This is a genomic window from Pseudomonas sp. A2 (assembly GCF_023100865.1).
Classification (GTDB): domain Bacteria; phylum Pseudomonadota; class Gammaproteobacteria; order Pseudomonadales; family Pseudomonadaceae; genus Aquipseudomonas; species Aquipseudomonas asiatica.
In genome coordinates this window covers 3765956-3778110 of the sequence record NZ_CP039127.1, presented here as the reverse complement: position 1 = coordinate 3778110, position 12155 = coordinate 3765956, and the positions used below count along the sequence as shown (strand labels likewise).

The following is a 12155-nucleotide window of genomic DNA, read 5'->3' as shown; positions in this document are numbered from 1 at the left end:
CGGGAAGGGGGCAGGATGATGCATGGCCAGGTCCGGCCCCTTCGCGGGCTTGCCCGCTCCCACAGTACTGCGCAGCATTCAAAATCAGTGGTGGGCCTGTGGGAGCGGGCAAGCCCGCGAAGAGGCCGAACCTGCTTATGCAGACGCCTGGCGGCCGATCACTGCCAGCGCCTTTTCGGCAATCTCCCGGGTCAACTCACCCGCCGGCATGTGCCTGCCCAGCCGCAACGCCTGCCCCGACCAGAGGTTGCTGAAATCGCTATTGCCCTGCGGATCCGTAATCGCCCGCAAAGGCATCAAGGCCCCGCCGGCCAGCGGGAAGCGCGGGGCCAAATCGCTCATCGGCCCCAGCTCGCGCATGATGCGGTTGTTGATGCCACGCGCCGGTCGGCCGGTGAACAGGTTGGTCAGCGCCGTGTCGCTGGCCGGGGCGCTGTCCAGGGCCTGGCGATGCGCCGGCGACACCTTGGCCTCGGGGCAGAACAGGTACGCAGTTCCGATCTGCACTGCCGAAGCACCCAAGGCCAATGCCGCCAATAGGCCGCGGTGGTCAGCAATGCCGCCAGCGGCAATCACCGGGACGCTGACCGCATCGGCCACCTGCGGCACCAGCGCGAAGGTGCCGATCTGGCTGGTGATATCGTCGCTGAGGAACATGCCGCGATGACCGCCCGCCTCATAGCCCATGGCAATGATCGCATCACAGCCGTGATGCTCCAGCCACACGGCTTCCTCTACTGTAGTGGCGCTGGACAGCACCTTGGCACCACTGGCCTTTACCCGTTGCAGCAGGCCGGCATGTGGCAGGCCGAAGTGGAAGCTCACCACCTCCGGGCGCAGTTGCTCGACCAGCTGGCAGCTATGTTCGTCGAAAGGCGCCCGGTTGGACACCGGCGTGGGCGCCGTGAAGTCGGCTCCCACTTCGCTGTAATAGGGCTGTAGCGCCTGCTTCCAGCGTGCATCGCGCTCGGCATCGGGCGCTGGCGGCTGGTGGCAGAAGAAGTTCAGGTTCAACGGGCGGCCCGGGCAGCCGGCGCGGAAGGCAGCGATCTCGGTGCGCACCTGGTCGCCCGTGAGCATGGCGCAGGGCAGGGCGCCCAAACCGCCCGCCAGGCCCACGGCAATGGCCATGCCCGAGCCCGTCGCACCGGCCATGGGGGCCTGCAGAATGGGCAACTCGATGCCCAGCAGGTCGAGGATGCGGCGGTCGGGCCAGTGGCTCATGCGATTCTCCTTGCGCGGGCGGGCGGTACGGTGGGGCGGGTATTTACAAGGCTTTGCTGACCTGGATGTCGCTGATCTTCTCGGCGTCTTCGCCGTGAATCTTGCGCAGGGCTTCCAGGGCTTGTTCGAGGGAGGCGTCGGGCATCAGCGCGAAGTCCCAGCGGCGCTGGCCGTCGAGCTTGTACTTGATGACGTACTTGGTGGTCTGGGTCATGGTGGCCTTATCTGAGTTTCGACGATGAACGACGGACGATCTTGATCTTGTGGGTCAAGGTTGGCTTGCGGGTAACCGAGATCGGGCGGGTGGTCACGGTATCGATGGTGATGTTCCAGAAACCGGTGCTTGGCACGGTGATCTTCGCCGGGAACTTGTCGAAATGGCCACCGTGGTAGGTATGACGGCCGCCGTTCTTGAAGCTGCGGAAGTTGGCGTCGTTCATCAGGCGGATATTGCAGCGCTGGGAGCACTCGATGACGACGATATCGTCCTCGTTCAGGTGCTCGCGCTGGTGTACGAATTTCATGTGATGCTCCGCAAGGATTGGTTCTGCAAAGGCGAAAGATACCACGATGTCGGGTTACACTGCCGCGCTGTTCCGCCAGGCATAGATAAATCTGCCAAAGCAGGGAGCAAAACAGCCTGGCTGTGGTCAAAGCGGATTCTTGAAGGCAGAGGTGCTGCAAATGAAGTGGATGGTGGCGGCGTTGGCGATGACGCTGGGTGGCTGTGTGAGTGTTACGGAACTGGAACAGTCGCATGAAACGCTGGATGTAATCTCGGGCAAGTCCCCACGCGCGTATGCCGATTGCGTCAAGCAGAAGCTGGCCGATACCCGGGACCCGCTTGTGGAAGAGCAGCGTGGCGATGGCCTGCGGCTGATCGTGCCGCAAAAAATCAGCTCGGGCGTGGGCCCGGCGGCGCTGGTGGATATCGACAAGCGTGGCAGCGGCAGCAGCATCAAGCTGCACGAGCGGCTGAACAATTTCCCGCTGCGCCTGGGCGACGTGCGCACCGCAGCCACCCAATGCATTTCCGGTAGTTGATCCAGGGCAACTGATCACGCTCCTTTTACTTATATGTTTTAGGCCTAAGCTTATAACAATAGAAAAGGAGATTCGTGATGACACCGTTGAGTCGCGCCTTGGTCGGCAGCCTGCTGATCCTGGCCTGGCCCACGGCGCATGCCGCCGATGGCCAGAAAGTCTTCACCCAGGGTGGGGCCAACCCCGCCGCCATGGCTTGCCTGGGTTGCCATGGCCCGGACGGCAAAGGCATTGCCGCTGCCGGCTTCCCACGCCTGGCCGGGCTGCCGGCCGCTTACCTCAGCAAGCAATTGCATGATTGGCGCAACGGCAGCCGCAAGCAGCCGGTGATGGAGCCGCTTGCCAATGCCCTGAGCGAGAATGAGATCGAGGCGGTCAGCACCTATCTGGCCAGCCTGCCGGCAGACCCTGCCGGCGACCTGCGTCGCCAGCAGATCGCCGATGACCCCACCACCCGCATGGCCCTGTACGGTGACTGGAGCCGGCAGATTCCTGGTTGCGTGCAATGCCATGGCGCGGGCGGTGGCGGGGTTGGCGAACACTTCCCGCCCTTGGCCGGCCAGCCCGCCAGTTACCTGGTGGCGCAGCTCAATGCCTGGCGTGACGGCACGCGCAGCAATGACCCCAACCAGCTGATGGTCGGCGTGGCCAAGGCCATGACCGATGACGAGATCAAGGCCGTTGCCGAGTTCTTCGCCCGCCCCGCCAGCCAGGAGGTCAAGCCATGAAACCGATGATTCCAGCCCTGCTGCTGCTGGCCATGGGCAGCGCACACGCCGCCCAGATTGCCATGGAAGACCAGTCGCAGTTGAAAGTGCCTGGCGTGCAGGCCGCGCCGCAGTTCGTGCCACCAGCGGAAAGCGAGTTGCCTGACAATGCCTTTGGCCAGATGGTACGCGAGGGGCATGCCTTGTTCGTCGACACCCGCAGGTTGATGCCCGAGGCTGTGGGCAACGGCATGAACTGCAGCAACTGCCACCTTGACCAGGGGCGGCTGGCGCATTCCGCGCCGATGTGGGGGGCGTACCCGATGTACCCCGCCTACCGCAAGAAAAATGACAAGGTCAACACCTATGCCGAGCGCATCCAGGGCTGCTTCCAGTTCAGCATGAACGGCAAGCCGCCTGCGGCCGATAGCCCGCAGATGACGGCGCTGGCGGTGTATTCGTACTGGCTGTCGACCAAGGCGCCGACCGGCGTCGAGATTGCCGGGCGCGGGTACCCGGAGGTGCCGCAGCCAAAGGGCGGATACGACTTCAAGCGCGGTCAGCAGGTTTATCGTGAGCAGTGTGCGATTTGTCACGGCGACAATGGCGAAGGGCAGAAGGTGGCGGGCGAGTACGTGATGCCGCCGTTGTGGGGCAAGGACTCCTACAACTGGGGCGCCGGCATGCACCGGATCAATACCGCGGCGTCGTTCATCAAGTACAACATGCCGCTGGGCAAGCCGGGCAGCCTTAGCGATCAGCAGGCCTGGGATGTGGCGGCCTGGGTCAATCGCCATGAACGGCCGCAGGATCCGCGGCTGGTGGAGGGTTCCATCGAGAAAACGCGGGTGAAGTTCCATGCCAATGACGGGGTGAACCTGTATGGGCAGAAGGTCGATGGTGTGCTCATAGGGCAGGGCACCGGTAGCTGATGTATTGCCTGTACTGGCCTCCTCGCGGGCTTGTCCGCGAAGAGGCCAGTACAGGAAACCCCGATTTCCTGTCATCCATCTGTCATGGATGACAGCAATATTTACGATCCCCCGGAACTATCTACACTGGGTTATCTCTATCTTCCCATCGATCGGCCACAGGTAGGGCATTGTAAGGTGACTGCCGCCTGATTAGACTGCGCCGAATTCCACTGGCCTAGCCTTTTGTAAGGACGTATATGATCAAAAAATGCTTGTTCCCGGCAGCCGGTTACGGCACCCGCTTCCTGCCCGCTACCAAAGCCATGCCCAAGGAAATGCTGCCGGTGGTCAACAAGCCACTGATCCAGTATGGCGTTGAAGAGGCACTGGATGCCGGTCTGAACGAGATCTCCATCGTCACCGGGCGCGGCAAGCGTGCTTTGGAAGACCACTTCGACATCAGCTACGAGCTGGAAAACCAGATCAAGGGCACCGACAAGGAAAAATACCTGGTTGGTATCCGTCGCCTGCTCGACGAGTGCTCGTTCTCCTACACCCGCCAGACCGAAATGAAAGGCCTGGGCCACGCCATCCTGACTGGCCGCCCGCTGATCGGCGACGAGCCGTTCGCCGTGGTGCTGGCGGACGACCTGTGCGTGAACCCGGAAGGTGACGGCGTACTGACCCAGATGGTCAAGCTGTACAACCAGTTCCGTTGCTCGATCGTCGCCATCCAGGAAGTCGATCCGCAGGAAACCAACAAGTACGGCGTGATCGCCGGCGACATGATCCGTGACGACATTTTCCGTGTCACCAACATGGTCGAGAAGCCAAAGCCGGAAGACGCCCCGTCGAACCTGGCGATCATTGGTCGCTACATCCTGACCCCGGATATCTTCGACATCATCGCCAACACCGAGCCGGGCAAAGGTGGGGAGATCCAGATCACCGACGCCCTGATGCAACAGGCGCAGAACGGCTGCGTGATCGCCTACAAGTTCAAAGGCAAGCGTTTCGACTGCGGTGGCGCCGAGGGTTACATCGACGCGACCAACTTCTGCTTCGAGAACTACTACAAGACTGGCAAGGCTTACTGATAAGCCGCTACTTGTATCAAAGCTGATAACTGGGGCTGCTTTGCAGCCCTTCGCGGGCGCGCCCGCTCCTACAGGTATTGTGCAGGCCTTCAAGGTTGCGCCGGTACTGTGGGAGCGGGCGGGCCCGCGAAGGGTCGCAAAGCGGCCCCAGTGCGTTATGCTGGCCGCCTGCCTAGGAGAGTGAATACATGGCCTACGATTTTGATCTGTTCGTGATTGGTGCCGGGTCCGGCGGTGTGCGCGCGGCGCGGTTTGCCGCCGGCTTCGGGGCAAAGGTGGCAGTGGCAGAGAGCCGCTACCTGGGCGGCACCTGCGTCAACGTCGGCTGCGTGCCGAAAAAGCTGCTGGTGTACGGCGCACACGTCGCCGACGAACTGGAGCAGGCCGCAGGCTTCGGCTGGACCTTGGAAGAAGGGCACTTCGACTGGGGCACCCTGATTGCCAACAAGAACCGGGAAATCGAGCGCCTCAACGGCATCTACCGCAACCTGCTGGTCAACAGCGGGGTTACCTTGCTGCAGGGGCATGCGCGTCTGACCGGTGCCAATGAAGTGGAAGTGGAAGGCCAGCGCTACACCGCCGAGCACATCCTCATCGCCACCGGTGGCTGGCCACAGGTGCCGGACATTCCGGGCAAGGAACTGGCCATCACCTCCAACGAGGCCTTCTACCTCAAGGACCTGCCACGCCGGGTGCTGGTGGTGGGCGGTGGCTACATTGCCGTCGAGTTCGCCGGCATCTTCCAGGGCCTGGGGTCGGCTACCACACTGCTGTACCGTGGCGACCTGTTCCTGCGTGGCTTCGACGGTTCGGTGCGCACGCACTTGAAGGAAGAACTGGAAAAGCGCGGCCTCGACCTGCAGTTCAATGCCGACATCCAGCGCATCGACAAGCTCGAGGACGGCAGCCTCAAGGCCACCCTCAAGGATGGCCGCGAGCTGGTCACCGATTGCGTGTTCTATGCCACCGGCCGGCGCCCTATGCTGGACAACCTGGGCCTGGAAAACACCGGCGTCGAGCTGGATGCACGCGGTTACATTCGCGTTGACCAGCAGTACCAGACGACCGCGCCGTCGATCCTGGCCATTGGCGACGTGATTGGCCGCGTGCAACTGACCCCGGTGGCTCTGGCCGAGGGCATGGCCGTGGCCCGGCGCCTGTTCAAGCCTGAGCAATACCGCCCGGTGGACTACCAGAACATCCCCACCGCAGTCTTCAGCCAGCCTCCCATCGGTACCGTGGGCCTGACCGAAGAGCAGGCGCTGGAGGCCGGGCACAAGGTGCAGGTATTCGAGAGCCGCTTCCGTGCGATGAAACTGACCCTGACCGACATCCAGGAAAAGACCCTGATGAAGCTGGTGGTCGATGCCGAGACCGACAAGGTGCTGGGCTGCCACATGGTTGGCCCCGACGCCGGCGAGATCATCCAGGGCCTGGGCATTGCCCTGAAGGCCGGTGCGACCAAGCAACAGTTCGACGAAACCATCGGCGTGCACCCGACGGCGGCCGAAGAGTTCGTGACCATGCGCACCGCGACGCGCTGACTCAACGGAACGCATACCGTTGTAGGAGCGGCCTTGTGTCGCGATGGGCTGCGAAGCAGCCCCCAGTATTTCTGCAATCGTGAGATACACAGGGGCTGCTTCGCAGCCCATCGCGACACAAGGCCGCTCCTACAGGAGTGACACGACCATGGAGTCAGGGGTATGACCCCGCAATCCTTTGCTCAGCCCATTCCCTTCTATTAGTTACTACCGGTTATAGCCAAAACCAATCAAAAGCATGAGCTTTGCCAATGAGCCTTTATCGGGACCAGCGGTTAGGATTCTCTCCATCAACTGATTCCAACCCCATGAAGGAGCGTCTCTCATGCCAATCATCAACAGCCAGGTCAAACCGTTCAACGCCACCGCCTACCACAAAGGCGAGTTCGTCCAGGTCAGCGAAGCCGACCTGAAAGGCAAGTGGTCTGTCGTGTTCTTCTACCCGGCCGACTTCACCTTCGTCTGCCCGACCGAGCTGGGTGACCTTGCTGACAACTACGCCGAGTTCCAGAAGCTGGGCGTGGAAATCTACGGTGTGTCCACCGACACCCACTTCACCCACAAAGCCTGGCACGACACTTCGGACACCATCGGCAAGATCCAGTACCCACTGATCGGTGACCCGACCCACGTCATCTCGCGCAACTTCGACGTGCTGATCGAAGAAGCCGGCCTGGCCGATCGCGGTACCTTCGTGATCAACCCGGAAGGTCAGATCAAGATCGTCGAACTGAACGACGGTGGTGTAGGTCGCGATGCTGCCGAACTGCTGCGCAAGGTGAAGGCTGCCCAGTACGTTGCCGCTCACCCAGGCGAAGTTTGCCCGGCCAAGTGGAAAGAAGGCGAAGCCACCCTGGCCCCGTCGCTGGACCTCGTCGGCAAGATCTAAGCCGATGTGTATGTCGCGGGCGGTAGCCAGCCGCCAAAGCTGAAGTTCCTACCGCCCCGTAAAGCGCCCGGGCGAGTTCGCCTGGGCGTTTTTGTATCCGAGTTTTGAAAAAGGAATCGCCCGTATGTTGGACGCCACGCTTAAATCGCAACTGAAAACCTACCTGGAGCGGGTCACCCAGCCGATCGAGATCGTTGCCTCCCTCGACGACGGCGCGAAATCCCGCGAGTTGCACGACCTGCTGGTGGAAATTGCCAGCCTGTCGAACCTTATTACCTTCAGCGCGGACGGCAGCGATGCCCGTCGTCCATCGTTCTCGCTGAACCGCCCGGGAGCCGACATAAACCTGCGCTTCGCCGGCATCCCCATGGGCCACGAATTTACCTCGCTGGTGCTGGCACTCCTGCAGGTCGGGGGCCACCCGTCCAAGGCCAGTGCCGAAGTGATCGAACAGATCCAGGCGCTGGAAGGCGAGTTCACCTTCGAGACCTACTTCTCGCTGTCGTGCCAGAACTGCCCGGACGTGGTCCAGGCGCTGAACCTGATGGCGGTCCTCAACCCCAACGTGCGCCACGTGGCCATCGATGGCGCGCTGTTCCAGGCGGAGGTGGAATCGCGCAAGATCATGGCGGTGCCGAGCATTTACCTGAACGGCGAAGTGTTTGGCCAGGGCCGCATGGGCCTGGAAGAAATCCTCGGCAAGATCGACACCAGCGCAGGCAGCCGCCAGGCCGAAAAGATCAACGCCAAGGGCGCCTTCGATGTGCTGGTGGTCGGTGGTGGCCCAGCCGGCGCTTCGGCAGCCATCTATGCCGCGCGTAAAGGCATACGCACTGGTATTGCGGCCGAGCGTTTCGGCGGCCAGGTGCTCGACACCCTGGCCATCGAGAACTTCATCTCGGTACAGGAAACCGAAGGGCCGAAGCTGGCCACGGCGCTGGAAGAGCACGTCAAGCAGTACGACGTGGACATCATGAACCTGCAGCGCGGTGAAGCGCTGATCCCGGCCACCGATGGCGGCCTGCACGAAGTACGCCTTGCCGGCGGTGCCTCGCTCAAGGCCAAGACCGTTATCCTGGCTACCGGTGCCCGCTGGCGTGAGATGAACGTGCCGGGCGAACAGGAATACCGCGCCCGTGGCGTGGCTTACTGCCCGCACTGTGACGGCCCACTGTTCAAGGGCAAGCGCGTGGCGGTGATCGGTGGAGGCAACTCGGGCGTGGAAGCGGCCATCGACCTGGCGGGTATCGTCGCCCAGGTAACGCTGATCGAGTTCGACAGCCAGCTGCGTGCCGATGCGGTACTGCAGCGCAAGTTGCACAGCCTGCCGAACGTCAAGGTGATCACCAGTGCGCTGACCACCGAAGTGCTGGGCAATGGCGAAAAGGTGACCGGCCTGCGTTACAAGGACCGCACCACCGACCAGCAGCATGAAGTGGCGCTGGAAGGCATCTTCGTGCAGATCGGCCTGCTGCCGAACACCGACTGGCTGAAAGGCACCGTCGAGCTGTCGCCGCGTGGCGAGATCATTGTCGATGCCAAGGGCCAGACCAGCATCCCTGGTGTGTTTGCGGCGGGTGACGTGACGACTGTGCCGTACAAGCAGATCGTGATTGCGGTGGGTGAGGGGGCCAAGGCATCGCTGGCGGCCTTTGACCACCTGATCCGCACTTCGGCACCGGCGTAAGCCCGTACTGGCCTCTTCGCGGCTAAAGCCGCTCCCACAGGTACTGCGCAGATTTTGAAAACTGTACAGATCCCTGTAGGAGCGGCTTTAGCCGCGAAAGGGCCGGCAAAAGCAAAGAAATAACCGAGGATGTCTATGATTACTGCAGACACCCTCAGGAATCACACCCATGACCCTGATCAGCCGCGAACCCTGGTGGCTAGTCCCCCCAAAGCCCGGGCAGCAAGAGCAGGACCTGCATTGGGGCTACCTGGAAATCTACGCCGACGGCCGCACCGTGTTCGTCGACCAGCGCCCCAGTGACCGGGAGCTGGCCGAGCGCAAGAGCTGCCGCAACTTCCCCGACCCCGAGCCGTGACGGCTCAGCCTTCCAGTTCGGCCAGGCGTGCCTCCAGCGCCGCGATGCGGGCTTCGAGGGCTTCGATGCGTTCTTCCGACACATTGCCGCCGCTGCTGCGTGCCCCGCCTTCCTGCTGCCGGGCAGCCAGGATTGCCTCGATTTCGGCAGGGTCGCCCAAAGCATGGGTGTAACGGTCTTCGCGCTGGCCGGCCTGACGCGGCAGGTGCAAGGCCAGGCCGCGCGATATCAGGCGCTCCAGCTGGTGCTGGATCTGCTCGGTGTCGTCGAAGTCGTGCAGGCGGTTGCTGCGGGTCAGCAGTTCGTTGAGGGTTTGCGGCCCGCGCAGGAACATCAGGCCCATCAGCACCAGTTGCGCCGGCACCAGCTCAAGTGCCTTGTCCACCCGTTGTTCCCAACGGTCGGCGCGGCTGCCCATCTGCAGACGGGTCATGTCCTGCCCTTCGAGGGCGCGCAGGGCTTGGCCGACCTGGCCTTGGGTGAGGTTCATGACCGGCTCGCGACTGGTCTTCTGGTTGCAGGCCAGGACCAGGGCGTTGAGGGTCAGCGGGTAGCTTTCCGGGCTGGTGGCCTGCTTCTCGATCAGCGAGCCGAGAATACGGATCTCGATGCTGTTGAAGCGGCCTTCGCCGGCGGTTTCGTGTTCTGACATGGCCCTGTCTCATTGCTGGGGAAAGGCCACTAGGGTAGGTAATGCCATCGTGTTAGGCAATTGGCCCCTGTGGGAGCGGGTTCACCCGCGAACACCGGCGCAGCCGGTGCCATGCACCGCGTCGCCTGATTCGCGGGTGAACCCGCTCCCACAGGGGCCCTGCAAACTCAGGCTTTACGCTCTTCAGCCTGGCACGCCGCTGCGGTAAACAGCACATCGGTCGAAGAATTCAGCGCCGTCTCGGCCGAATCCTGCAGCACGCCGATGATGAAGCCCACCGCCACCACCTGCATGGCAATTTCGCTAGGGATACCAAACAGGCTGCACGCCAGTGGAATCAGCAGCAGCGAGCCACCGGCCACGCCCGAGGCGCCGCAGGCACAGACCGCCGCCACCACGCTGAGCAGCACGGCGGTCGGCAGGTCCACCATAATACCCAGAGTATGCACTGCCGCCAGGGTCAGCACGGTAATGGTGATGGCGGCACCGGCCATGTTGATGGTCGCACCCAGCGGGATCGACACCGAATAGGTGTCCTCATGCAGGCCAAGGCGCTCCGACAGGGCCAGGTTGACCGGGATGTTGGCTGCCGAGCTGCGAGTGAAGAAAGCAGTGATACCGCTTTCGCGCAGGCAGAGCAGGGTCAGCGGGTAGGGGTTGCGGCGGATTTTCCAATATACGATCAGCGGGTTCATCACCAGCGCCACGAACAGCATGCAGCCGATCAGCACCGCCAGCAGGTGCAGGTAGCCAAGGAGGGCGTCCAGGCCCGATTGGGCCAGCGTGGCGCTGACCAGGCCAAAGATGCCCACCGGGGCGAAGCGGATGACCACGCGTACGATCAGGGTCACGCCATTGGACAGGTCCTCTACCACGGTGCGGGTGGTTTCGCCGGCATGGCGCAGGGCTACGCCCAGGCCGATGGCCCAGGTCAGTACGCCGATGAAGTTGGCGTTGAGCAGGGCGTTGATCGGGTTGTCGACCGCACTCAGCAGCAGGTTCTGCAGCACCTCGGTAATGCCCCCCGGCGCGCTCAGCGCAGCGTCGCTGGTAGTCAACACCAGGTTGGACGGGAACAGCATGCTGGCGACCACGGCGACTACCGCTGCGCTGAAGGTGCCCAGCAGGTACAGCCAGAGGATCGGGCGAATATGGGTTTCCTGGCCGTGACGGTGGTTGGCGATCGATGCCATGACCAGAATGAACACCAGCACGGGCGCCACCGCCTTGAGGGCGCTGACGAAGACTTTCCCGAGGAAGGCCATGTCGCGGGCGATGGCGGGCGCAAGCAGGGCCAGGGCGATGCCGGCGATCAGGCCGATGACGATCTGCGTCACCAGGCTGGTGCGGTTGAGGAAGCGGAGGACGGGGGTCATGTGCAACGATATCCCAGCATGTTCAAAAAGGGCGCGACTTTACCATAGACCTTCGTCGAGCAGGGCGGCCTGAAGAAGTCAGCGCCCGCGCCGCCGCGACACCCGCGCCTCGATGTTCTTGCGCCCGATCAGCAGTGGCGGCTTCTCCACTACCGGCTCGTCCGCCAGCCACTTGTACATCACCAGGCAGTCCACCAGCCCCAGGCGGGCATGGCGGTAGGCCTTGGGCAAGCGGCCAACGGTTTCGAAGCCCAGCTTGTGCCACAGCGCCACTGCCACCTCGTTGGTGGCCACCACCGAGTTGAACTGCAGGGCCAGAAAGCCCTCCTGGCGTGCCTGTTTCTGGGAGTGCTCGCACATCAACCGCGCGACGCCGCGGCCGCGTGCCGTTTCACAGACCATGTAGCCGCAATTGCCCACGTGCTCACCGGGCCCGGCGGCATTGGCCTTGAGGTAATACGACCCCAGCATCGCGCCGTCTTCCTCGGCCACGAATGTGCGCATGGGCAGTTCCAGCCACAGCTGGCGGGCCTGTTCGAAGCTGAGGGCCGGGTCGAATGCGTAGGTTTCACGGGCCTGTACGACGGCCTGGAAGGTGGGCCAGAAGTGTTCGAAGTCTTCCGGTGTCATGGGGCGGATGTGGATCATGCGGGTTCCTGCAAG

General features: G+C 62.8%; 14 protein-coding genes. 8 read left to right on the top strand and 6 right to left on the bottom strand.

All coding sequences use genetic code 11. The features are described from left to right. Positions 1-135: 135 nt before the first annotated feature. Genes E5221_RS17445 through E5221_RS17435 form a run of 3 tightly spaced genes read right to left on the bottom strand, consistent with a single transcriptional unit; the run spans position 136 to position 1748 of the window. The gene (locus E5221_RS17445) at positions 136-1224 is read right to left on the bottom strand and encodes a nitronate monooxygenase family protein (RefSeq protein WP_061551760.1); all 1089 of its coding nucleotides are present in this window, start codon (positions 1222-1224) and stop codon (positions 136-138) included. A gap of 43 nt (positions 1225-1267) precedes the next feature. Then, positions 1268-1438 carry a hypothetical protein gene (locus E5221_RS17440; protein ID WP_013973186.1) on the bottom strand — a complete coding sequence of 57 codons (171 nt, stop codon included), beginning with the start codon at positions 1436-1438 and terminating at the stop codon, positions 1268-1270. Between the two features lie 7 nt (positions 1439-1445). Next, a complete protein-coding gene (locus E5221_RS17435; protein ID WP_004375922.1) occupies positions 1446-1748 on the bottom strand; it encodes a DUF1883 domain-containing protein in 303 nt (100 codons plus the stop codon). 160 nt (positions 1749-1908) lie between these two features. Between E5221_RS17435 and E5221_RS17430 the strand changes: the two genes are divergently transcribed. The 8 genes from E5221_RS17430 to E5221_RS17395 all read left to right on the top strand — a co-directional run bounded on the left by E5221_RS17430 (position 1909) and on the right by E5221_RS17395 (position 9464). Further along, positions 1909-2268: a hypothetical protein gene (locus tag E5221_RS17430; RefSeq protein ID WP_015270872.1), complete on the top strand. Its 360-nt coding sequence runs from the start codon at positions 1909-1911 to the stop codon at positions 2266-2268. 77 nt (positions 2269-2345) lie between these two features. Then, a complete protein-coding gene (locus E5221_RS17425; RefSeq protein WP_247846075.1) occupies positions 2346-2996 on the top strand; it encodes a c-type cytochrome in 651 nt (216 codons plus the stop codon). After that, on the top strand, positions 2993-3907 hold the full coding sequence (locus E5221_RS17420; RefSeq protein ID WP_061551759.1) for a c-type cytochrome: 915 nt from the start codon (positions 2993-2995) through the stop codon (positions 3905-3907). Before E5221_RS17425 ends, E5221_RS17420 begins: the two co-directional genes overlap by 4 nt. 239 nt (positions 3908-4146) lie before the next feature. Further along, positions 4147-4986, top strand: a complete 840-nt coding sequence (gene galU, locus E5221_RS17415; protein WP_013973181.1) for a UTP--glucose-1-phosphate uridylyltransferase GalU — start codon at positions 4147-4149, stop codon at positions 4984-4986. A gap of 188 nt (positions 4987-5174) precedes the next feature. Continuing rightward, positions 5175-6530, top strand: a complete 1356-nt coding sequence (gene gorA / locus E5221_RS17410) for a glutathione-disulfide reductase (RefSeq protein WP_015270869.1) — start codon at positions 5175-5177, stop codon at positions 6528-6530. 325 nt (positions 6531-6855) lie between these two features. Continuing rightward, positions 6856-7419, top strand: a complete 564-nt coding sequence (gene ahpC / locus E5221_RS17405) for an alkyl hydroperoxide reductase subunit C (RefSeq protein ID WP_004375926.1) — start codon at positions 6856-6858, stop codon at positions 7417-7419. 124 nt (positions 7420-7543) lie between these two features. Continuing rightward, the gene (gene ahpF / locus E5221_RS17400) at positions 7544-9106 is read left to right on the top strand and encodes an alkyl hydroperoxide reductase subunit F (protein WP_061551757.1); all 1563 of its coding nucleotides are present in this window, start codon (positions 7544-7546) and stop codon (positions 9104-9106) included. A gap of 169 nt (positions 9107-9275) precedes the next feature. Then, a complete protein-coding gene (locus E5221_RS17395; RefSeq protein WP_013973178.1) occupies positions 9276-9464 on the top strand; it encodes a hypothetical protein in 189 nt (62 codons plus the stop codon). A gap of 4 nt (positions 9465-9468) precedes the next feature. On the opposite strand, the gene E5221_RS17390 is transcribed toward E5221_RS17395, so the two are convergent. The 3 genes from E5221_RS17390 to E5221_RS17380 all read right to left on the bottom strand — a co-directional run bounded on the left by E5221_RS17390 (position 9469) and on the right by E5221_RS17380 (position 12140). Further along, positions 9469-10116 carry a DUF480 domain-containing protein gene (locus E5221_RS17390; RefSeq protein WP_025339663.1) on the bottom strand — a complete coding sequence of 216 codons (648 nt, stop codon included), beginning with the start codon at positions 10114-10116 and terminating at the stop codon, positions 9469-9471. A gap of 167 nt (positions 10117-10283) precedes the next feature. Then, a complete protein-coding gene (sstT, locus tag E5221_RS17385; RefSeq protein ID WP_247846074.1) occupies positions 10284-11492 on the bottom strand; it encodes a serine/threonine transporter SstT in 1209 nt (402 codons plus the stop codon). Between the two features lie 78 nt (positions 11493-11570). Beyond that, the gene (locus E5221_RS17380; protein ID WP_061551754.1) at positions 11571-12140 is read right to left on the bottom strand and encodes a GNAT family N-acetyltransferase; all 570 of its coding nucleotides are present in this window, start codon (positions 12138-12140) and stop codon (positions 11571-11573) included. Between the last annotated feature and the right edge of the window lie 15 nt (positions 12141-12155).

Coding starts and splice junctions, on each gene's coding strand:
- E5221_RS17380 (WP_061551754.1), bottom strand. CDS start 12,140: ATGATCCACATCCGCCCCATGACACCGGAAGACTTCGAACACTTCTGG.
- gorA (WP_015270869.1), top strand. CDS start 5,175: ATGGCCTACGATTTTGATCTGTTCGTGATTGGTGCCGGGTCCGGCGGT.
- ahpC (WP_004375926.1), top strand. CDS start 6,856: ATGCCAATCATCAACAGCCAGGTCAAACCGTTCAACGCCACCGCCTAC.
- E5221_RS17425 (WP_247846075.1), top strand. CDS start 2,346: ATGACACCGTTGAGTCGCGCCTTGGTCGGCAGCCTGCTGATCCTGGCC.
- E5221_RS17430 (WP_015270872.1), top strand. CDS start 1,909: ATGAAGTGGATGGTGGCGGCGTTGGCGATGACGCTGGGTGGCTGTGTG.
- ahpF (WP_061551757.1), top strand. CDS start 7,544: ATGTTGGACGCCACGCTTAAATCGCAACTGAAAACCTACCTGGAGCGG.
- E5221_RS17435 (WP_004375922.1), bottom strand. CDS start 1,748: ATGAAATTCGTACACCAGCGCGAGCACCTGAACGAGGACGATATCGTC.
- E5221_RS17420 (WP_061551759.1), top strand. CDS start 2,993: ATGAAACCGATGATTCCAGCCCTGCTGCTGCTGGCCATGGGCAGCGCA.
- E5221_RS17440 (WP_013973186.1), bottom strand. CDS start 1,438: ATGACCCAGACCACCAAGTACGTCATCAAGTACAAGCTCGACGGCCAG.
- E5221_RS17395 (WP_013973178.1), top strand. CDS start 9,276: ATGACCCTGATCAGCCGCGAACCCTGGTGGCTAGTCCCCCCAAAGCCC.
- E5221_RS17445 (WP_061551760.1), bottom strand. CDS start 1,224: ATGAGCCACTGGCCCGACCGCCGCATCCTCGACCTGCTGGGCATCGAG.
- E5221_RS17390 (WP_025339663.1), bottom strand. CDS start 10,116: ATGTCAGAACACGAAACCGCCGGCGAAGGCCGCTTCAACAGCATCGAG.
- galU (WP_013973181.1), top strand. CDS start 4,147: ATGATCAAAAAATGCTTGTTCCCGGCAGCCGGTTACGGCACCCGCTTC.
- sstT (WP_247846074.1), bottom strand. CDS start 11,492: ATGACCCCCGTCCTCCGCTTCCTCAACCGCACCAGCCTGGTGACGCAG.